Source organism: Actinoplanes aureus (assembly GCF_015704865.1).
Lineage (GTDB): Bacteria > Actinomycetota > Actinomycetes > Mycobacteriales > Micromonosporaceae > Actinoplanes > Actinoplanes aureus.
Genome location: NZ_JADQTO010000006.1, coordinates 24,262 through 44,922 on the forward strand (window position 1 = coordinate 24,262; position 20,661 = coordinate 44,922).

General features: G+C 70.8%; 19 protein-coding genes. 10 read left to right on the plus strand and 9 right to left on the minus strand.

Annotated elements, in window-relative coordinates; genetic code table 11:
• Positions 1–115: 115 nt before the first annotated feature.
• A complete protein-coding gene (locus I4J89_RS14160) occupies positions 116–613 on the minus strand; it encodes a hypothetical protein (RefSeq protein WP_230858952.1) in 498 nt (165 codons plus the stop codon).
• Positions 614–686: 73 nt separating this feature from the next.
• On the opposite strand from I4J89_RS14160, the gene I4J89_RS14165 reads away from it, so the two are divergent.
• A complete protein-coding gene (locus tag I4J89_RS14165) occupies positions 687–1,274 on the plus strand; it encodes a dihydrofolate reductase family protein (RefSeq protein WP_309238311.1) in 588 nt (195 codons plus the stop codon).
• On the opposite strand, the gene I4J89_RS14170 is transcribed toward I4J89_RS14165, so the two are convergent.
• Positions 1,264–1,833 carry an NUDIX hydrolase gene (locus I4J89_RS14170; RefSeq protein ID WP_230858953.1) on the minus strand — a complete coding sequence of 190 codons (570 nt, stop codon included), beginning with the start codon at positions 1,831–1,833 and terminating at the stop codon, positions 1,264–1,266. The genes I4J89_RS14165 and I4J89_RS14170 overlap by 11 nt on opposite strands.
• Positions 1,834–1,899: 66 nt before the next feature.
• Here I4J89_RS14170 and I4J89_RS14175 point away from each other — a divergent pair, with 66 nt between their 5' ends.
• Both I4J89_RS14175 and I4J89_RS14180 read left to right on the plus strand, forming a co-directional pair.
• On the plus strand, positions 1,900–2,862 hold the full coding sequence (locus tag I4J89_RS14175) for a GNAT family N-acetyltransferase (protein ID WP_196414412.1): 963 nt from the start codon (positions 1,900–1,902) through the stop codon (positions 2,860–2,862).
• 196 nt (positions 2,863–3,058) lie between these two features.
• On the plus strand, positions 3,059–3,811 hold the full coding sequence (locus I4J89_RS14180) for a class I SAM-dependent methyltransferase (RefSeq protein WP_196414413.1): 753 nt from the start codon (positions 3,059–3,061) through the stop codon (positions 3,809–3,811).
• Positions 3,812–3,852: 41 nt separating this feature from the next.
• Here the strand turns inward: I4J89_RS14180 and I4J89_RS14185 are convergent, their stop codons facing one another.
• Positions 3,853–5,712, minus strand: a complete 1,860-nt coding sequence (locus I4J89_RS14185; protein ID WP_196414414.1) for an elongation factor G — start codon at positions 5,710–5,712, stop codon at positions 3,853–3,855.
• A gap of 224 nt (positions 5,713–5,936) precedes the next feature.
• Between I4J89_RS14185 and I4J89_RS14190 the strand changes: the two genes are divergently transcribed.
• Entirely contained in the window at positions 5,937–6,581 is a 645-nt protein-coding gene (locus I4J89_RS14190; RefSeq protein WP_196414415.1) for a CPBP family intramembrane glutamic endopeptidase, read from the plus strand.
• 167 nt (positions 6,582–6,748) lie between these two features.
• Positions 6,749–8,323 (plus strand): DHA2 family efflux MFS transporter permease subunit, encoded by a 1,575-nt coding sequence (locus I4J89_RS14195; protein WP_309238312.1) that lies wholly within the window; start codon positions 6,749–6,751, stop codon positions 8,321–8,323.
• Positions 8,324–8,390: 67 nt separating this feature from the next.
• Here I4J89_RS14195 and I4J89_RS14200 read toward each other — a convergent pair whose 3' ends face one another.
• Together I4J89_RS14200 and I4J89_RS14205 are read right to left on the minus strand one after the other, a co-directional pair.
• Positions 8,391–9,086, minus strand: coding sequence for a hypothetical protein (locus I4J89_RS14200; protein ID WP_196414417.1), 696 nt, complete (start codon positions 9,084–9,086; stop codon positions 8,391–8,393).
• Between the two features lie 2 nt (positions 9,087–9,088).
• Entirely contained in the window at positions 9,089–9,448 is a 360-nt protein-coding gene (locus I4J89_RS14205; protein ID WP_196414418.1) for a PadR family transcriptional regulator, read from the minus strand.
• A gap of 69 nt (positions 9,449–9,517) precedes the next feature.
• Between I4J89_RS14205 and I4J89_RS14210 the strand changes: the two genes are divergently transcribed.
• Positions 9,518–10,162, plus strand: a complete 645-nt coding sequence (locus I4J89_RS14210) for a phosphotransferase (RefSeq protein ID WP_196414419.1) — start codon at positions 9,518–9,520, stop codon at positions 10,160–10,162.
• Positions 10,163–10,203: 41 nt separating this feature from the next.
• Positions 10,204–11,001, plus strand: a complete 798-nt coding sequence (locus I4J89_RS14215; protein ID WP_196414420.1) for an alpha/beta fold hydrolase — start codon at positions 10,204–10,206, stop codon at positions 10,999–11,001.
• 20 nt (positions 11,002–11,021) lie between these two features.
• Here I4J89_RS14215 and I4J89_RS14220 read toward each other — a convergent pair whose 3' ends face one another.
• The 3 genes from I4J89_RS14220 to I4J89_RS14230 form a co-directional block, all read right to left on the minus strand.
• Positions 11,022–12,227 (minus strand): vWA domain-containing protein, encoded by a 1,206-nt coding sequence (locus tag I4J89_RS14220; protein WP_196414421.1) that lies wholly within the window; start codon positions 12,225–12,227, stop codon positions 11,022–11,024.
• Positions 12,224–13,408 (minus strand): AAA family ATPase, encoded by a 1,185-nt coding sequence (locus I4J89_RS14225; protein WP_196414765.1) that lies wholly within the window; start codon positions 13,406–13,408, stop codon positions 12,224–12,226. Before I4J89_RS14225 ends, I4J89_RS14220 begins: the two co-directional genes overlap by 4 nt.
• A 95-nt stretch (positions 13,409–13,503) precedes the next feature.
• Positions 13,504–14,829 carry a hypothetical protein gene (locus I4J89_RS14230; RefSeq protein WP_196414422.1) on the minus strand — a complete coding sequence of 442 codons (1,326 nt, stop codon included), beginning with the start codon at positions 14,827–14,829 and terminating at the stop codon, positions 13,504–13,506.
• A gap of 159 nt (positions 14,830–14,988) precedes the next feature.
• On the opposite strand from I4J89_RS14230, the gene I4J89_RS14235 reads away from it, so the two are divergent.
• The 3 genes from I4J89_RS14235 to I4J89_RS14245 all read left to right on the plus strand — a co-directional run bounded on the left by I4J89_RS14235 (position 14,989) and on the right by I4J89_RS14245 (position 19,069).
• Complete coding sequence (locus I4J89_RS14235; RefSeq protein ID WP_196414423.1) at positions 14,989–17,058, plus strand: M14 family zinc carboxypeptidase; 2,070 nt, start codon at positions 14,989–14,991, stop codon at positions 17,056–17,058.
• Between the two features lie 776 nt (positions 17,059–17,834).
• Positions 17,835–18,440, plus strand: coding sequence for a response regulator transcription factor (locus I4J89_RS14240; protein ID WP_196414424.1), 606 nt, complete (start codon positions 17,835–17,837; stop codon positions 18,438–18,440).
• A gap of 47 nt (positions 18,441–18,487) precedes the next feature.
• Positions 18,488–19,069 (plus strand): VanZ family protein, encoded by a 582-nt coding sequence (locus I4J89_RS14245; RefSeq protein ID WP_196414425.1) that lies wholly within the window; start codon positions 18,488–18,490, stop codon positions 19,067–19,069.
• Here I4J89_RS14245 and I4J89_RS14250 read toward each other — a convergent pair.
• Positions 18,984–20,216, minus strand: coding sequence for a glycosyltransferase (locus tag I4J89_RS14250; protein WP_309238313.1), 1,233 nt, complete (start codon positions 20,214–20,216; stop codon positions 18,984–18,986). The genes I4J89_RS14245 and I4J89_RS14250 overlap by 86 nt on opposite strands.
• Between the last annotated feature and the right edge of the window lie 445 nt (positions 20,217–20,661).

Genomic DNA, 20,661 nt, shown 5'->3' on the forward strand with positions numbered 1-20,661 from the left:
GGCCTCGTGCGCGGGGTGATCACGCATACTGCCGTCCGGTGTGGACCGGCCACGATCCCGCTGCCGCGGGGGTGAGACCAAGTTCTTACCGCGAGGTCGCCATGGGTGGCGTCGCCTACAGCGCGACAATCCCGCCTCGCGGCGTCTGGGCCCTGCTTCCGGTCGGGGTCGCGTGTGCGATGGGGACGTTGTTGAAGGCGGCGTCGCTTCGCCGTTTGCACTCCAGGACGGCGGCGAAAGGCCGCCCGATCCGGCCCTGGACGCCTGCCGCTGTGTGGCGCTGCTCCAGCCGTCCTGGACGGCATGCGCTGCCCGTCTCGGCCACCTGACCGTAGACGTCGGTCGCCGTGAAGTGAGGCGGGAAAGCGACCGGCTCCGGCCCGTCGTGCTCAGCCGCTTTCGCGATGAAGAGGTCGCGGCTCACCGTTCCCAAGCCGGCGAGAACGTGCAGCAGCGCAACCGCCAGCAGCTCGCCGAGCCGGATGTGCATCGTTCCCCCCGCCGTGGTGATCGCTTCAGCGAAGCCGTACCCGGGACGCCCATTGCTATGCCGCAAGTGCACATGCGACATCTTGTCGTATGACGGCAGGCCGGTCAAGACTACGGCTTTCATTCATCCGCAGTGCCTTGCCTGCCCGGCGCGGCAGGACGATTCTGCGGGTGAGACCGCTCGAAGGAGGTGCGCCGTGGGCAAGGTCGTCGCCGCCCTGTCCATGTCGCTGGACGGCTTCGTCGCCGACGAGTACGACAGCGTCGCCCCACTGTTCGGCTGGTACCAGAACGGGGACGTCGAAGTACCCAGTGCCGATCCGCGGTGGACGTTTCATATGACCGAGGCGAGCGCCCGGTTCCTGCGCCGTGCGCTGACCGAGTGCGGCGCGCTGATCTGCGGCCGGCGGCTGTTCGACCGTACCGACGGGTGGGGCGGCCGGCATCCGCTGGGCTGCCCGGTCTTCGTGGTGAGCCACAGCATCCCGGCCGGCTGGCCACGCGGCGGCTCGGCGACCACGTTCTATCCCGACCCGATGGCCGCCCTGGACGCCGCACGAGCCGAAGCCGGCGACCGGATCGTCGGAGTCTCCACGCCGACCCTCACCCGTCTGTACCTTGACGCCGGCCTCCTCGACGAGCTCACCGTCTCTCTGGTGCCGGTGTTGCTGGGCGAAGGCGTCGGCTTCTTCGACACGCTCACCGTGGCGCCGATCCACCTCTCCGACCCGCAGATCATCGCCGGGTCGGGCGTCACCCACCTCACCTACCAGGTCATGCGGTAGTCGCCGTACTCCGCTCCAGCTTTTCCAGGAACCGGAAGAAATGCGGATCGAACCGCGCCGGATCGGCCGAGCGCAGCTCGGCCGGCGACCACCAGCGCACACCGTGAAACTCACCCTGATCCGGGGTCAAGGTCTGATCAGACCGCAGATCGAGTACGAACCACAGGCTCACATCGGTGTGCCCCGCATCCATCCCGACGGTGCGGGTGACGGTCAGGAAGAGCGGCTCCCCGACCGGGACCGTGCTCACGCCGAGCTCCTCCTCGGCCTCGCGCACCGCGGTGACCGCCGGATGCTCGTCCACCTCGACGTGCCCGCCCGGAGGCAGCCACAGCCTGGCGTTGATGTGGTCCACCAGCAGGACCGCCCCGGTGGCCGGGTCGACCGGCACCACGTACGACACCAGGTGCTGTGCCGGCGTGGCCGGCTTGACCCGCCGGAACACATCGTCGGTGCTGAGCAGCCAGGTCCGCGCGTGCGCCCGGTGCTCGGCCTCCAGATTGTCGCCCGGCTCGCACGCCGACACCATTTCGTAAACCACCGCCACCGAGGGACGCATCCGAGCATGATGGCATCCCCACCGGCCGCACGGGCGCACTGACGCGCTGCCTGCACAATTGCCACCATGATCGTACGCATCACGCCGCTCACCGACCCGGCCCGCAGCTCGTCCGGCCACCGCCTGGCCTGGCTCGCCACCGAAGCCGACGGCCGCCCGCTGGGCACCGCCTTCCTACGGGTCCCCGCCGACGGCGGCGTTGCCGACCTGGAGCTGCGGGTGCACCCGGCCGAACGCCGATCCGGCGTCGGCACCCAGCTGCTGAACGCGGCCACCGAGGCCGCCGCCGGCCTGAACCTGGACGGCGTGCTCACCGAGCCGGTACAGGAGGGCAGCGAGGGCGACGAATTCTGCCGGGCGCGTGGGCTGCGGCGGGTGCTCGCCCTGACCTACACCCGCCTGGTGCTGAATCCCGCCATCACAACCCCGGACGGCACGGCGCCGGGCATTGCCACCTCTGGCGCGGCGGCCGCGGCGCCCGCCGGCGCGGCATCGAGCGATCCCGTGCTGGGCCGGTCCCAGGTCGGCCAGCCGGTGGATGGGTACCGGTTGGTGCACTGGGAGGGCACGGTTCCGGACGAGCTGGCGGAGACGTTCGCGCGCTCCCGCCGGGCCATGGACGACATGCCGATGGACGATGCCGGCTACACGCCGCAGCCGTGGGACGTGGCGCGCCTGCACGCGATCGCCGAGGCGGTCGCCAAGCGCGGCGAGATCCTCTGCACAACGGCAGCGGTCACCGCCGACGGGGAGATCGCCGGATTCACCGAGCTGGTGGTGGCCAGCGACGGCAAGGGCGACGGCCAGCACTACGGCACGGGCGTGCTGCCGGAACACCGCGGCCGAGGCCTGGCCCGCTGGATGAAAGCCGAGGCGATCGCACTGGCGCGGGTCCGCTTCCCGAACCTGGAAGGCCTGCTCGCCGACACCGCCGACAGCAACACCGGTATGCGGCGGATCAACGACGAGCTCGGCTATCGCCCCGTCTACCGCAGCTGCCTCTACCAACTCGACCTCACCCGGTCCTGACCGTCGCACTTGCTTTGAGCCGCCAGCTACGGAACGGAATGCAGCGTTCCGCTTCGGCGGCGGCCTCGCGGCTGGGGCGAGAGTGACCTGAGCGATCGGGACTGAACGGAACGAAGCGTTCCGGTCTGTGGCGCGAGTGCAACGCGGCGTGAACCGCCGGCGGTAAAGGCGTTGACGGCCGCGGGAGCATGACGGGGTGCGTGACTTCCAAGGTCTTATCGAGGAAGCGACCACCGCCGACGTGTCGGGGTGGGACTTCGGGTGGCTGGACGGGCGGGCGACCGAGGAACGACCGCCGTGGGGCTATGCGCGGCAGCTTGCCGATCGCCTGCCGCGTGCCGAGGCCGCGCTGGATCTGGATACCGGCGGTGGGGAGATCATCGCGGGCGTGCCGGAGCTGCCGTCGCGGATGGTGGTCACCGAGGGGTGGCAGCCCAATGTGGAGCGCGCCCGGCGGTTGCTGGAGCCGCGTGGCGTCGAGGTGGTGCCGGTGGAGCAGGGCGCGCCGCTCCCCTTCGCGGATGGGGCGTTCGACCTGGTGTCGAGCCGGCATCCGGTGGCTCCGGCCTGGGGCGAGATCGCGCGGGTGCTGCGGAGCGGCGGGACCTACTTCGCGCAGCATGTCGGGCCCGCGTCGGCGTACGAATTGATCGAATTCTTTCTGGGGCCGCTGCCGCGGGAAGATCTGGACCGCGATCCGCATCGCGAGGCCGCGGCGGCCCGCGCTGCCGGTCTGGAGGTGGTGGCACTGCGCACCGTGCGGTGCCGGATGGAGCTCTTCGACGTCGGTGCAGTCGTCTACTTGCTGCGCAAGTGCGTCTGGTGGGTGCCGGGCTTCAGCGTCGAGCGGTACCGGGACCGGCTTGCGGAGCTCGACGCGCGCATCCGGGAGCATGGGCCGTTCGTCGCTCACTCGAGCCGCACCCTGTTCGAGGCGGTGAAGGGCTGAGGAAGGGGCCCGGTACTCGGTGAGTACCGGGCCCCCGGGTGTTACGCCGCCGGGCGGTAACCGGCCGGGCGGCTGGTGAACGTGCCCCGCCCGTGGGTCCGGCTGCGCAACCTGGTCGCGTACCCGAACAGCTCCGCCAGCGGCACGATCGCGGTGACCGCGCGTACGCCCGAATCCGTCACCTGGCCGCGCCGCGCGGCCAGATCGCCGAGCACCGCGCCGAGCGCGTCCGTGGGCGCGCTCACGGTGACCTCCGCGACCGGCTCGAGCAGTTCGAGCGTGGCGGCGCGCAGCGCGGCCCGCAGGCCGAACCGTCCCGCCGCCCGGAACGCCATCTCCGACGAGTCCTTCACATGCGTCTGCCCGTCGGTGAGTGTGACCCGCAGCCCGACCACCGGGTGACCACCTAGCGGACCGCCGGCGAGGGCTTCGCGGCAGCCGGCCTCGACCGCACGGACGTACTCGGCCGGCACCCGCCCGCCGGTCACCGCCGAGACGAACTCGAAGCCGGTGCCGCCGAGCGGCTCGACGTCCAGCACGACGTGCGCGAACTGGCCCGCGCCACCGTCCTGTTTGACGTGCCGGTAGACCAGGCCGGTGACGCCGGCCACGACCGTCTCGCGGAACGCCACCTGGGGTGCGCCCGTGGTCACGGCCAGGCCGGTCGCCTGGCGCAGCTTCTCCACGGCCACCTCCAGGTGCAGCTCGCCGAGTCCGGAGAGCAACGTCTGACCGGTTTCGGCGTCCGTGCGTACGGTCAAGGATGGATCCTCCTCGACCAGCGCGGCGAGCGCGCCCGGCAGGCGTTGCGCCTCGGCGCGCGTGCGCGCCTCGACCGCGACCGAGACCAGCGGCTCGGCCGCCTGCGGCGCCTCCAGCAGCACGGGGTGCTGCCTGGTGGAGAGCGTCGTGCCGGCCTTGGCGGCCTTCACTCCGGCGACGGCGACGATGTCGCCGGCCACCGCACGGTCGATGTCGGTGTGCCGGTCGGCCTGCACCCGCAGGATGCGGGAGATGCGTTCGGTACGCCCGGCGCCCGCGTCCCACACGGTGTCCCCCTTCGTCATCGTGCCGTCGTAGACGCGCAGGTAGGTGAGGCGTTCCCGGCGCTTGAACACCAGCGCCGCCAGGTCACCTCCCGGGTCTCCGGTCGGGGCCGGCAGGTAGTCGACCACCGCGTCGAGCAGCTGTTCCACGCCGATGTCGCGGTAGGCGGAGCCGCAGAGCACCACCACCGCCTCACCTTTCGACGTCAGGTCGCGCAACGCGGATCTGAGCGTCGCGTCCGACATGTCGTCCAGCTCTTCCAGTGCGCCGGGATGCCGCGACGCGACCTCCTCCTCCAGCAGCCGTCGTGCCGCGGCGACCGTCGGCGGAGGTTGATCGACCAGGTCGATCACGCCGGAGAAGCCGCCCTCCCGGCCGACCGGCACCTGCACCACGAGCGGAGTGACGTCCAGTTTGTCGCGGATCGAGGCGACCGCCGCGTCGAGGTCGGCGCCGGCCCGGTCGAGCTTGTTGACGAAGGCGATCCGTGGCACCTGATAGTGGTCCGCCTTGCGCCAGACCGCCTCGGACTGCGGTTCGACTCCGGCGACACCGTCGAAGACCGCGACCGCCCCGTCGAGGACGCGCAACGAGCGCTCCACCTCGTCGGAGAAGTCGACGTGACCCGGCGTGTCGATCAGGTTCAGCCGGTGGTCGTTCCAGTCGCAGCTGACCGCCGCCGCGAAGATGGTGATGCCACGGTCGCGCTCCTGCGGATCGAAGTCGGTGACGGTGTTCCCGTCGTCCACCCGGCCGCTCTTGTAGGTGGCGCCGGTGGTGAACAGGATCCGTTCGGTCAGGGTGGTCTTGCCGGCGTCGACGTGCGCGAGGATGCCGATATTGCGGACATTCATGATCTGTGGGTCTTTCCTGCATGATCGGACGATGGACGGCGCCGACCCGCCTCGCTGTCAGAGAGCGAGGTCAGGAACGTCCAGCCCCGGTGGCGCGGCCGGGGCCGGGCACACCAGACACGAGGATCAACTCGAAACGCGACACCGGGATGACGACGGCGATGCGGTAACGCACGGCGGTGTCTCCCTCCTGGTCGCGATGATGGGGGAGAGGCTATGCGGGCATGATCGCGCTGTCGATCGGTTTTCTGCTCCTCGTCCGGATCTGGAACTACACCGGGCCGCGCTGGGCGCAGCCGATCACCGGGCCGCTTGCCGCGGCCCTGCTGGTCCTGCTGGTCCTGCTCTCCGGGCTCACTCCCGCTGAGGCGGGACTCACCCTTTCCGGTTCGGGGTACGCGCTGAGCGGCGTCACCGCTATCGCGGCGGGGTACGGGCTGGCGCTGCTGATCCGCCCCGCCCGCCGTGCCCTGGCCGCCGCCGACCACCCGCGACCGGTTTTCACCGCGTTCGTCGGCGTACCGCTGGCCACGGTGACCTTCGAGGAGGTGGCGTTCCGCGGGGTCCTGTGGGGGCTGATCGCCCGCGACCATGGTCCGATCTGGGCCACCGGAGTCACCGCGGTGCTCTTCGGCCTTTGGCATCTATCACCCCAATCGGATGTACGAGAGAACCTCGGAACAGTGGCGTTCACCACGCTGGCCGGAATCGCCCTGGGTGAGCTGCGACACGTCACCGGCGGCCTGCTCGCACCCTTCGCGGTGCACTGGGCGGCCAATGGCCTGGGAATTCTCGTATCCGCAAGGGTCTCGGGTATACCGCGTGACCAGGCGGGACGGTCCGGCCGGCCGGAAGAAAAGGGGCGGTGAAGCCGGGGACGCATGGTTAGGCTCACGGCGTGCATCCCGGGCGGTTGCCGTAGCCGCGTTGGGGGGAGATGGCTGGCGACCCGGATGTGATCTGATCGACGATCATGCCGCGTACGGACCGTGCGCGGCCGCTCGGCGTTTTCGCCCAGCTTCCCAGGAGTATCGCTGTGAGCAGTCAACCAGAGGCGGCACCGGCCAAGCTCGACGCCGCCGTTTTCAAGATCGCCGGGGTCGTGGTTCTCGGCGCGATCATGTCGATCCTCGACATCACGGTGGTCAGCGTCGCGCTGCCCACGTTCCAGGTCGAGTTCAACGCGACCTACGCCGAGGTCGCCTGGACGATGACCGGCTACACGCTGGCGCTCGCCACGGTCATCCCGTTGACCGGTTGGGCGGCTGACCGGTTCGGGACGAAACGCCTCTACATGACGGCGCTCGTCCTGTTCACCCTCGGCTCGGTGCTGTGTGCCACCGCCGACAGCATCGGCCAGCTCATCGGATACCGGGTGCTCCAGGGCCTGGGTGGCGGCATGCTGATGCCGCTCGGCATGACGATCATGACCCGGGCGGCCGGACCGGAGCGGATCGGCCGGCTGATGGCCGTGCTGGGCGTTCCGATGCTGCTCGGCCCGATCGGTGGCCCGATCCTCGGTGGCTGGCTGATCGACGTCGCCAGCTGGGAGTGGATCTTCCTGATCAACCTGCCGCTCGGCATCGCCGCGCTGGTCTACGCGCAGTTCGTGCTGCCCAAGGACAACCCGGAGCCGTCCGAGTCGTTCGACTTCATCGGCATGCTGATGCTCTCGCCGGGTCTGGCCCTGTTCCTCTTCGGTGTCTCCTCCCTTCCGGAGGAGGGCACGATCAGCGCCACCAGGGTGTGGCTGCCGATGCTCGTGGGCGGGCTGCTCGTGATCGGGTTCGTCCTCTACTCGTTCAAGCCCGCGCACCCGCTTCTCGACCTGCGCCTGCTGCGCAACCGCAACCTGACCGTCGCGTCGATCACGCTCGCCGTGTTCACCGTCGCGTTCATGGGTGCCGGTCTGCTCTTCCCGAGCTACTTCCTGCAGGTGCGGGGCGAGTCGACGCTGGACGCCGGTCTGCTGATGGCCCCGCAGGGCATCGGCGCCATGGTCACCATGCCGATCGCGGGCATGCTTGCCGACAAGGTGCCGGTGGGCCGGACCGTGCCGTTCGCGCTGCTGTTCATCGCGGCCGGCTTCTTCACCTTCACCCAGGTGGGCACCGACACGTCGTACGTGCTGCTGTGCGGTTCGCTGTTCGTGATGGGTCTGGGCATGGGCGGCACGATGATGCCGATCATGACTTCGGCGTTGCGCACGCTCACCAACCACGACGTGGCCCGCGGCTCCACCCTGCTGAACATCCTGCAGCAGATCGCCGGCTCGGTCGGTACGGCCGTCATGTCGGTCATCCTGACCAGCGCGCTCAACGACTCGCCTACGGTCCCCGGCGTGACCAACCCGCAGAACGGCGAGCCGATGACCGAGGCCGGCCTGGCCATCGCCGCCCAGCAGAACCCGGCGATCGCCCAGGGAGCGCCTCCGGGCCTGCTGGAACAGGGCCTGCAGTTCGCGGCCGACTCGTTCGCCAGCACCTTCATGGTGGGCTTCGTGCTGGTCTTGCTCACCCTCATCCCGGCGTTCTTCCTGCCGCGGAAGAAGGAGGAGTCGCACTTGCTGGACGACCAGGGGACCAAGGCCGCCCCGGTCGTGCTGCACTGACACACCGCCCGGCGCGGGGTGGGCGGATGACGCCCATCCCGCGCCGTGTTCTTTTCCGGAGCCGGGGTCAGGCGGGGCTGGTGCTGGCGGCGTTCTCCGGTGGCACCGTCGTCCTGGGCCGCGGTTCGCGCAGTGCCCAGCGGCGGGCCAGATAGGTCGCCCCGGCCAGGGCTCCCAGCACTATCGCGATCTCGCTGAACACGACCGTCGTGGCGAGGCTGTAGTCGAAGGCGTATCCGAAGGCCATCACCACGGGCGTGATCAGCAGGCCGGTCAGCGGCCACAGCACGGCGATCGCGTTGGCCGTCTGCCGGATCCGGGCCACCTCCCGCATCCGCACCCGGACCGTGATCACCGCGCCCAGGACCACGATGGCGGCGGGGATCCCGTAGAAGACGCCGACGGTCAGCTGAACCGGGACATCGAACGCCGGCGGTTTGTCGAACATCCGGATCATCAGCGGGTAGAGCAGCGCGAACACCGCGTATCCGGCGGTGGCGCCGAGGGCCGCGCCGACCAGGGCGGTGCCGAGCAGCCGCGGGTACTCCGGGTGGCTGCGCGGCACCCCGGACTCGTCGGCCAGCCGCCGGGCGAAGTCCCCGACGTCCGGACCGATCAATTGATCCGGGCCGGCGCCCTCGGCGACCGCGGCCTCCAGGTCGGCGCGCAGGTCGGCGGCGAGAGCGGCCCGATCGGCGGAACGCACCCCGTAGGCCTGCCAGGCCCGGTCGGCGGCGGTCAGCACGCTGTCGATGGTCTCCACGGTCAGCTCCTCGGGGAGGGGTCGGATGCGGCCAGAACCGCGGCGACGGTGTCGGCGAACCGCGTCCACTGCTTCTGCCAGGCGTCGAGGCGTACCTGGCCGGCCTCGGTCAGCGCGTACACCTTGCGGGGCGGGCCGGCCGGGCTGGCCTGCTGCTCGTCGGCGACCAGGCCGAGCCGGCGCATCCGGGTCAGCAACGGGTAGACGGTGCCGTAGCTGACCGCCCCGAACCCGGCCGCCTCCACCCGCCGCACCAACTCGTATCCGTGCGCGGGCGCGCCGGCCAGCAGCGCCAGCAGGCACATGTCCAGCGCGCCGCGCAGCAGCTGGGTATGCCGCTCGGCGTCGTCGGTCTCTATCATGCGACGCATAATAGCTGACTATTAGGCGCCGCGATATACCGCTTGCGGCATCCGGTTAGGGTCGCGGTCATGACGGGGCTTCTCGGATCGGGCCGGGAGGCCGACGTCTACGCCCTCGACGAGGGCCGGGTGCTGCGCCGCTATCGCGGCGGCGGCGACGTGACCGCCGAGGTGGAGATCATGGCGTACGTCGCACGCTTCGACTTCCCCGTGCCGCGGGTGTACGAGTCACGCGGCGCCGACATGGTCCTGGAGCGGCTCGACGGTCCCACGCTGGCCGCGGCGGCCGTCACGGGCGAGGTGACCGTCTCTGAGTCGGCCGGCCTGCTCGCCGATCTGCACCGGCGGTTGCACGACCTCCCGGCCCGGACCGGCCGCGACCCGGGGGATCGGATCCTGCATCTGGATCTGCACCCGGAGAACGTCATGCTGACCGCGCGCGGACCGGTCGTCATCGACTGGCGCAACGGCACCGAGGGACCGCCGGACCTCGACCTGGCGATCTCCGCGCTCATCCTGGCCGAGGTCGCCGTCGACCGGACGCATGCCCTCGCCCAGCCCGCCGGAGCGCTCCTCGCCGAGTTCCTGCCGCTGGCCGGTGGCGACCCGCTGTCCATCCTGGACCGCGCTCTCGACGTACGCCGCAAGCAGCTCGCCGGTGAGCAGCCGGCACAGCTCGCCGAGGCTGCGGCGTACGTCACCAGCTGCCGCTGAACGCCCGGTTTTTGTCAGAGGTGGATGGCAGCATCCCCTGCATGCATCACGTCGAACACGGATCCGGGATCCCGGCCCTCGCCCTGCACGGGTGGACTGTCGACCACCGCCTCATGCTCGGCTGCCTCGAGCCGGTCTTCGCCACCCGGCCAGGCTTCCGCCGCCTCTATCCGGATCTGCCCGGCATGGGCGGCTCGGCCGCTCCGCCCTCCATCGCGAGCTCCGACGACATGCTCGCCGCCGTGCACGACTTCATCGACGACCACCTCGGTGACACGCCGTTCCTGCTGCTCGGCGAGTCCTATGGGGGATATCTGGCGCGGGCGCTCGCCCACGACCGGCCCGCGCAGGTGCGTGGCCTGGCGCTGATCTGCCCGGTCGGCACCGCCCTGCCGCGCGACCAGCGCGACCTGCCGGAGCACCGGGTGCTGCGCCGCGACCCTGATCTGCCGGCCGGCGACGACGCCCGGTCGACCGCGGAGTTCGAGTCCATCTCGGTGGTGCAGACGGCGGAGACCCGACAGCGGTTCGGCGATGAGATCTGGTCCGGCCTGGAGGCCGCCGATCGCACCGCGACCGAGCGGATCGGCCAGCGTTACGCGCTCACCAAGGAGCCGGAGAACGGCGTTCCCTTCACCCGCCCGACGCTGATCCTGGCCGGCCGCCAGGACAGCATCGTGGGCTATGCGGAGCAGTTCGCCCTGCTCCCGCACTATCCGCGGGCGTCGTTCGCGGTGCTCGACGTGGCGGGACACAACCTGCAGATCGAGCAGCCGGCCCTCTTCGGCGCCTTGACCGGCGAGTGGATCGATCGCGCGATGACGGAGTGGGACAGCTGATGCCGCCGGAGCACGGGTCGTCATCCGATGGTGACCACCCGTGCCCAGGCCGGCGGACGCTCCAGAAATCCGGCTTTCCGCCGGCGGAAGAGCCCGACGACCGTGCGGCACGGAGGTGGTGTGCCCGGCCACGGGGTCTCCCCGTCGGTCAGTGCGACGATCACGTCGGGGCGCGGTGTGCTCCGCAGTGCCTTCTCGAAGCCGGCGCGCAGATCCGTTCCGCCGCCGCCTACCAGCGGGATCCCTTCCGCCTGGCACAGCGACGCCGTCGTCTGGGCGGCGGCGTCGCAGGAGATCACGGTCACCGAGTCACGGCGGCCACCCACCGCCCGCCCGATCGCGGCCACCTCCAGCAGGGCACTGCCCAGCTCGGCGTCGCTGACCGAACCGGAGGTGTCGATGACCACGCACACCCGCGGTGGTCGCCGTCGCAGGCTGGGCAGGACCACGCCGGGCAGGCTGGCCGACCGGCGGGCCGGCCGCGCGTAGGAGTAGTCGCCGCCCGAACCCGATCCGGAGGCCGCCGACCGTACTGCCGCGCCCAGCAGGTCGCGCCAGGGCTGCGGCGGGTGGAACACCTCGTCGGCCCACCGCTTCCAGCCCGCCGGCACACTCCCCGGCGGACCCTGCATGCCCCGGGCCACCCGGAACCGGATCGCGTCCTGCTCCTCGCGGGTGAGCCCGTCCGCACCGGCTTTCCCGAGATCCCACGGCCGGCCGAAGCCGTCGGCGCCGCTGCCGCAATCCAGCCAGGCCCAGCACTGGGCGTGTCCGCCGAGCGTGAACCGGCCGAGGTACTGCTCCATCAGCAGGTCCTCCGGCAGGTTCAGCGACTTCGGCTGGGCGGCGTCCGCCGGCCAGGGCAGCCCGTCGCCGTACACGTCGTCGTTGATCTCGAAGTCGGCGGCGATGTTCATCCGCAACCGCTCGCCGGGCCCGTCCCGGCCCGAGCGCGCCGCGTAGCGGTCGCCGCGCCCGTGGTGATCACGCAGGAGATGCGACACCTCGTGCACCCACACCCCGGCCAGGTCCGCAAGCGGCGTCCGCGCCACGAATCGAGGTGAGATGTAACAGCGCCAGTGCGCGTCCACGGCCATCGTCGGCACCCGGGACGACTCCACCGGCTCCAGCGCGAACAGCGCCGTCGCCAGGTAGGGCCGGGCCCGGGTCGCGTACAGGCGGGCCGCGAACAGCTTCTCCCGATCCAGTTCCGCGAGCCCGCTCATGCCGCGGCCCGCTGCGACAGCGTCACCGCGCTGCCCAGCCGTTCCATCGTCACCGGCACCTCCCACCCGTCCCGGCGCAGCTGGGCCAGAGTGGACGCGGGCACGACGACCAGGTCCGGTGCTCCGGTGTCGAGCGCCCGGGCGAGCACCGTCCAGGCGGCCTCCCAGCGGGACCGTTCCGGTCGTCTCCGGACCGCCTCCACCACACCGTCGAGCACCGCCTGACGCAGGTCGCCGCGCTCGGGCAGCACAGCCGACGCCGGGTCGGCCAGCAGGTTCTCGGGGTCCGGCAGGTCGAGCCGGTCCAGCGCGGCCAGCAGTTCCAGCCCGGGTCCGTCGCCGACGGTGCCGCGTACCAGCATGGAGAGCGCGTCCCGGGAGGCGCCGGCCGCGGTGCCGAACGCCAGCAGCCGCAGGGTCATCTCCCAGCTGCGCGGCGACGGCCAGGGCCCGCCGCGCCGGGTCTCGCTGGTCGGCAGCTGGTGCACCAGGGCGGGCCGGGTGCTCAACAGGCCGCACACCGCCCGCCTGGCCAGGGCCACCGCGTCCGGCAGCCGTCCGGCGTCGAGCCGGGGCAGCGCCGCCCGGGGCCAGGTGCCGCCGAGCCCGCGGACCACCACATCGTGGTCGAAGCCCCACTGGAGATGCACGAACCGGTTGGCCAGCGGCGCGCTGAGCTCCCAGCCGTCGGCGGCGGAGGCCCGCGGGTTGGCGGCGGCCACGATCCGGATGCCGGGCGGCAACCGCAGCGCGCCCACCCGGCGCTCCAGGACCACCCGCAGCAGCGCGGCCTGTACCGCGGGCGGTGCGGTGGAGAGCTCATCAAGAAAGAGCAGACCCGTTCCGGTACGCGCGAGGCGCACCGCCCAGTCCGGCGGCGCCATCGGTACACCCTGGACAGCGGGATCGTCCCCGACCACCGGTAGCCCGGCGAAGTCCGACGGCTCGTGCACGCTGGCGATGACGGTGGTCAGGGGCAGGCCGAGGGCGCCGGCGAGCTGGTTGAGGGCGGAGGTCTTGCCGATGCCCGGTTCACCCCAGAGCAGTACCGGCAGGTCCGCGCTGACGGCGAGGGTGAGCGCCTCCAATTGGGTGTCCGGGCGGGGTTCGGTGGCGGTGTCGCCGAGCAGCGCCAGCAGGTCGGCGGCGACGTCGAGGTTTCCGGCGGTGGACAGAGTCATGGTCAAGTTCGATCACCTTGGCTTTCGTCGGGCGCCGTTCGCGGCGCTGGTGTCCGGAGGGCACTAGTCCGGCCCGCTCGGCGGGCCGGAGCGGGTCAGCGATTGATCGCCTGGCGGGGCCGGGAGCGCACATCGCGCCGCCGGCGGACTTCCTGTTCGTGCCGGGGCGGGCCGAACCCGGTGAACCCGGCCCGGAACATGCCGTGCGTCAGGCGCCGGAGCGCGGCCGTCTCCAACTCGTCGCGCAGCGCACCGTCGCGCAGCAGCGCGTCCGGACCGAGCAGGCCCTCCACCAGGCGCAGCGCACCGGCGAAGTCGCCGTGGTCGAGCCGGGCGCGCACGTCGGCGAGGGACGCCGGATGACGGATGGTCTCGTCGACGGCCCGCAGACACGGCAGCGGGCTGCCGCCGAGGGCGACCAGGATCGCCTCACGCCGCAGCTCAGCCGGATCGTGGTCGAGCGGGGTGAGCACCCCTCCGGCCAATCCGATCCGATGCCGGGCTCCGCCGCAGTCGACGATCCGCTCGACCGCACCGGCTGAGTGCCGAGGGGCAGGCGGCACACGAGTGGGCCTGGCGCGTGGTCCGTCCGGTGTCAGGGCGGTCGCGACCAGCGGATGCAGGCGGTCGGCGTCGATCAGGCCGGCGCGGAGCAACTCCAGGTCCGGTGGAATGCGGGTGGCCGCGTCGGGCAGGACCGGCCGGCCGGCTGCCGAACCGGGTCCGGTGGGCCGGGGCTCCGGTCCGTCCGGATCGAGCAGCAGGCGGCGGCCGTGGTCGAGCCGGACGATGACCGGCCCGCCGGAGATGCCGTCGCCTCGGAGAAGGAGACGGGCCTCCGCCGCCCAGCGATGCACGGCGTATCCGGAGGTCCAGCCGGGGGCGGGCAGCAGGTCGGGGCGGGTGCGCTGCCACAGCTCGCCGGCGCGGTGGGCGTCCCACAGGTGCCGGTGCAGATCGAGCCGGAAACGCCGGTCCGGGCGCGGACGCGGGTGCGCACACGACCGGTCCGCGGACCGCGTCCACAGTGCCAGGCTGATCCGCTGCCCGGCATCCGCCCAGGCCGGGGGAGTGCGAGCCACCAGGTACAGCGGCGGGGCGGCCGGCGGATCGTACCGGGCCAGCGCGACGGTCAGGCCGGGCCGCAACAGGCCGTCCGGAGCGACCCGCGGAAGGTGCCAGCGGAGCAGATCCGGCGCGAGGGCGCGGAGGTCGGCGCGGATCTGGGACGCGATCCGGTCGCCATGGGTGCGCGCGGCAGCGCGCGGATGCAGGTCGACGTCGACGCGTGCGGCGGCACACGCCCCGGCCCAGTCACCGGCGAGACGCCGGGCCGTCGCGGTCTCGATCATCGCGGGCGGCACGGCGAACTCGCGCACGCGCAGCCAGATGAGAAGTCGGGTGTCGTTCGCGGAGCGCATCAGCACTCACCTTCAGCGAACGAGACCCCCAATCCGTACGAGGAGGTAGTCATCGCGGGCAGAGTACCGCCGGGCGCAAGATCTGGCCAGCAACATTGACAGATCCCAATCCGTGGACTGCGGTGGACATCAACATCCTTCGACGTAGCAGGAGGTTCGATGTCGTCCGGACACCGTTGGTCGGCCACCGTCGCCACCGCAGTCCTGGCCGCCGCAATGCTCACCGTCCCGCTCGCGACCCCCGCCGCGGCGCGAGCCGAAGCGCCGATCGCGCTGTCCGCCGGTGAGCGGGCCCTCATCCGATTCCAGCTCCCCGACGAGGCGGCGTTCGACCGCCTGCTCGCCCGGGGCGCCGACGTGGCCGCACGTCCACGTCTCACCGCCGGTTCCGTCCTGGCCGACGTCGTGGTCGACGACCGCGAACTCGCCGCACTCACCGCGGAGGGGGCGAAGCCGGTCCAGCTGATCCAGCAGGAGTCGAGCGCAACCCGCAGCCGCGCCGCCGTGCGGACGATGGCCGCCGACACCCTGCAATTCCTCCAGGCGTACTGGTGGACCAGCAACGGCCGGACCTTCCTCCAGACGCAGGTGGCGACCACGGCCACCGACGACCCGGACGTGGAGATCACCGTCACCTGGACCACCGCGGACGGGACCACCGGGACGTACCCGCTGGTCCGCTTCGAGGACGCGGACGAGTACCAGTACCACTACGCGCTGCCGCAGCCGCTGCCCGGCCAGCCGGTGAGCGTCAAGGCGGTGTCCAGCCTGGGCGGCGCGTCCCGGGCGATCACCCCGCAGAGCTGGCCGGGCGTCACCCCGCCGGCGCTGCCCAGCGGGTACCAGAAGGACTTCATCGACGCCTACATGACCCCGACCGACATCAGCGCGCGGATCAAGCGGCTGGCCCGGCAGTACCCGCAGCTCGTCGACGTCATCAATCTGCCGAACAAGACCCAGGGCTATCGGCGTACGGCTGTCGCGTACCTCGGCGACCCGGCCACCGCCGCGATCGTCGTGGAGTCGGTGAAGTTCGGTGACCAGGGCATGAACGGCGTCCAGGTACGTACCGTGAATCCCGGTGCCGCGAATCGGCCGCTGTCCGCGGCGTACCGTGACCGGGTTTTGACCGTGCGCCTCGCGACTGATGCCGCCGGCGCGGTGATCAGCACGACCGACCAGGTGGCCGCGTTCATCTCCGCGCGCTACCCGCAGCGGTTCCGGGCCTTCGTCGAGCAGGGCTCGGCGGGCCTGGTGATGCCGGTCGCCGGACCGGCGCGGCTGGACGACGGCCTGGCCGGCGCCGAGGTGCCGAAGAAGCCGTGGACCGTGCAGGCGCTGCGCATCGGCAAGGTCCGCGACGGTTCGAAGCCCGGCGTGCTCGCCTACTCGCAGGAGCACGCCCGGGAGTGGGCGACGCCGCTGGTGACGCTGGAGTTCGCGGAGCGGCTGCTGGCCAACTACGCGACCGATCCGGCGACGAGGTCGCTTGTCGACGAGGTGGACGTGTTCATCATCCCGACGGTGAACCCGGACGGGGCGAACTACTCGTTCAACGACTTCAACTTCCAGCGCAAGAACCTGGTCAACCACTGCACCGGCGCGGCCCGGGACCCGGTGAACCGCAACTCGTGGGGCGTCGACGTGAACCGCAACTACGCCGTCGGGTCCTACTTCGACGGTTACTTCGGTGCCAGCCAGAACTGCCTGTCCGGCACGTACGCGGGCACCGCGGAACTCTCCGAGAACGAGAGCCGCAACGTGATCGCCCTGGCGTCGGCGAACAAGAACATCAAGTTCTCGATGAACGTGCACAGCTACGGCGGCTACTTCATGTGGTCGCCGGGCGCCTACAAGGTGCCCGGGCGGATCACGCTGCCCCGGCCGTCCATCGACGAGTCGAAGTTCTTCCTGGACAGCGCCCGCCGCATCGTCTCCGCGATCAGCGCCGAGCGTGGCACGGTCACCTGGCCGGCGTACACCGGTCCGGTCGCCGACGTGCTCTACTCGGCGGCCGGCAACTCCGCCGACCACCTGTACTACGACCTGGGCATCACCGCGTGGAACTTCGAGGTCGGCAACGACCGCTGGAACGAGGCCACCCAGCAGTGGGAGGGCGTCGGCTTCCAGCCGCCGTTCGACGAGGCGCACGCCGAGTCCCAGGAGTACGCCTCCGGACTGCTGGAACTGGTCCGGATCGCCAAGGAGGGCGGTGCCGATCTCCGTTGACGGGTGAGCGGGGTGCCGGAGGGCACCCCGCTCCATCACCGTCGTAGCAACGGGATCGCGCAGGCCAGCCCGAGTCCGGATCATCGCGTCCACACGCCCGTCGCCGCGGCTGCCTACTGGAGGTCGACGGCGAGGAACCCCGGCACCTGGCGGCCGGGAGTCTCACCCTGCTCCCGCACGGCCCCCCGCCCCGGTGGCGCCGCTCTCCCGTTCGGCCTTCGCGGCCCGGTTCACCCTTCTGCCGGGCGTTCAAGCGCACCTTCGGGGTACCGCCCGGCCGGGTTCGGGACGAGGGTAATCCTTTCCGGTCAGGTGCCTGAGGAATGGATCATGAATTGATTACCGGACGGTCCGCTTGCGGAGCCGGAATCAATATCACTTTCGGGTGAGGGCAATGACGAATAAGGATCACTTTAGCGTCCGCTTATAGGGCATAAAGTCCGATTTGCGGTAAGTTACCGGGTCGTATCTGATCGATATCGCGGGTCTTTCCGGCCGGGGATTCGTAGATCCGGTAAACCTCAGTCAGTCGATCGGCTATGGCTATGTGCGAAGTGTGCCTCCGACCGTTACGTTAAGTACGGCAGCGCAGCGATCTCCGTTGGCACGAATCGGTTTTGAGCTGGGGGAACTCGCGTTCCTCCGGATCATTGGAAGATCTCTCGCCCCGGCGTCCACAGAATGGACACGAGGCGATAGAAAGGTAAGTGCATCCAGCGTTCCTGACATGGCGGCGCTCCGGCTCATCGCCGGCGTCCATCGACGAGGGTGGTGTGATGATCCGGGTCGTGGTGGTGAGAGACGAGGGCTACTTCGGTGTCCCCGTGCGCGCGTTCCTGGAGACCGAACCGGACATGCACTACGTCGACACCCTGCCCATCGGTGGTGACCTGGCCCAGCGCGCGGCGCAGCTGTGGCCGACCGTCGTCGTGATCGACACGCAGTACATGGTGAGTCAGGTGCTGCCGATCGCCGACGAGCTGCACGCCGCCATACCGTCCTGCTCCATGCTGCTGCTCTGCGACCCGTCCAAGCGCGGCATGCTCCCGCCCCGCCGGTGGAACGGCGGGCTGAACTTCCTGGTCAAGGATTCGTCCCCGCCGATGCTGGCGGACGCGGTCCGCCGTCTCGCCCGGGGCGAGCGGGTGGTCTCGCCGATGCTCCAGGCCGCCTCGCTGAACACCGACCGGGGACTGAGCACCCGCGAGCTCGAGGTCCTCGGGCTGGCCGCCGAGGGTGAGTCGGTCAAGGAGATCGCCGGTCGCCTCTACCTGTCCGGCGGGACGGTGCGCAACTACCTCTCCGCGATCATCAGCAAGACCGGCGCCCGCAACCGGCTCGACGCGATCCGGATCGCCCGCAAGCAGGGCTGGCTGCGCTGAGCGGTTTTTCATGGCCCTCCCAGTCCGGCGGCGTATTTTCAGAACCGATGCCATTCCACCAGTTCACCGTGCCGGCGCTGCCGGTTCTGCTGCCGCTCGGCTTCACCCTGATGGTTCTGGCCGCGGTCCTGCTGCACCGGCGGGGCCTGCTGACGCCGAGCCGTCTGGGGGTCGCGTGGCTCGCCGGGTGGTACGCGGTGGCCGTCTTCGGCGCGACGATGCTGCCGATGCGCCTGGCCTGGGGCCCGGGCGCCGGCTACTTCGAGCCGGGCCGGTTGGTGCTGGAGCCGGTGGTCGGCATGCGGCCCCTGGACTTCATGCTGAACATCGCCATGACCGTCCCGCTGGCGGCGGTGCTGCACGTCTCGTTCGGCGTCCGCGATGTGCGGCGGGTGGTGCTCTGCGGCTTTCTGCTGAGCCTCACGATCGAGTCGGTCCAGGCGATTCTGGCGGTCACCCTGCACGGTGACCGGTGGGCCGACGTGAATGATCTGATGTCGAACACACTCGGGGCGTATTTCGGTTATCTGGCGTTCCGGCGGCTCATGCGTTTCGCACGTTTCCGCCGGGCAGTGGAAAACTGTTCTTTCGCCCGAACCGGCCGCGATACGCCAGCAGCGGTGCGATGATCCGGCGCCGGCCGGGACCCTCCGCCATCCGCTCGTAGAGTCGTCCGACCGAGGCGGCCAGGTGGTCGGCGTCGTACCGGAAGCCGGTCGATCGGGCCGGCAGCCGCTTGCCGTCGCGTTCGGCGAGGCAGAGCAGTTCGGCGCGCAGCGCCCGGGGCAGCGACTCCCGGTCTCGGGAGAGCCGCTGGGTGCCGCGGACCGGCGCGCGGGCGGCGGCCCGCTCCTCCAGCGGGGCGCACGCCGCGTACAGGGCCGGCAGCCCGGATGCGATCGCCTCGAGCGTGGCCAGCCCGAAGGTCTCCTGGCCCGGTGAGGCGAACACGTCCATCGCGCAGAGCATCTCGCGTACGTGACCGACGACCCCGGCGAACCGCACCCGGCCGGCGACCCCCTCGATGTCGGCCAGCCGTTCCAGGGCGGCCCGGGCCGGCCCGTCGCCGACCAGCAGCAGGGTGGCCCCGGGCACCTCGGTGAGCGCCCGGATCAGCAGGTCGAACCGTTTGTCCGGCTCCAGCCGGCCGATCCCGCCGATCACCGGCACGCCGGGTGCGATGTCCAGCCGGGCCCGGGCGGCGTCCCGCAGTTCCGGGTCGAACCGGTACTCGCGGGCGTCGATCGCCTTGGGGATCGTGGTGAGCCGGGTGTCCGGCACACCCCACGCCCGCAGCCGTCCGGCGATGGCCGGTGAGGCCGCGATGGTGATCTGGCCGAGCCGCTCGCCCGCCAGGTAGAGGGCACGCACGCCGGGCGAGATCCGGCGGCCCTCGATGGCCTCGGCACCCAGGTGGTGCTCGGTCGCCACCACGTGCGGTACGCCGGCCAGCCGGGCCGCGATCCGGCCCAGCACGCTCGCCCGGTAGAGGTGGGTGTGCACGACGTCGTAGTGGCCGGCCCGCATCAGGCGGCGCAACCGGCCGATCGCCGCCGGATCGTGGTCTCCGCGGGAGCTCAGGTGGTGCACCCGGGCGCCCTCCGGCCGCAGCATGTCCGTGGAGGCGGCGGGTGGCGACAGCGTGACCACCTCGCTCTCGTGCGGCAGACGGCGCACCAGCAGGCGCAGCTGGTGCCCGGCCCCACCCGGTCCCAGCGTGCTGATGACGTGCAGCACCCGCATCTCGTATCCCCCGGTCGCGTCACGCTTCCTCACGGCGGCGGAGATCGACTACGTCACCCGCTCGTGAAATAAGCCTGATTTTAGACAGAACGCTTGCGACACCCGCGGTGACGACGCTGCCGGAATGTTCGCCGGAATGTAAGTCGCAGATGTCATGCCTAAGGTGAGAGCTTCTCACTCTCCATATGACATCCTCCGCCGAATGGTCCTCCGGCGGGCCTGAAAGTATTCTCCGGGAACGCCGATCAAGGCCGCGTTCTCGGCTAATCGACGAACATGAAAGCTTCTCACGTAGCCCATGACAATTGCTACTGTAAACCGCCTTCCATGCCTGGAACCCTGATTTTTGCGAAAGGTTTAAAGGCGATGTGACGGCGAGTGTCGGCGGGCGTTCCCATTGGGAAATTGCAATTCAGGCCAACTCGTTTTTCCTTGTCGAGCGAAGGATCCGCGGCCGGCTGCGCCGGCGTCGTACGAG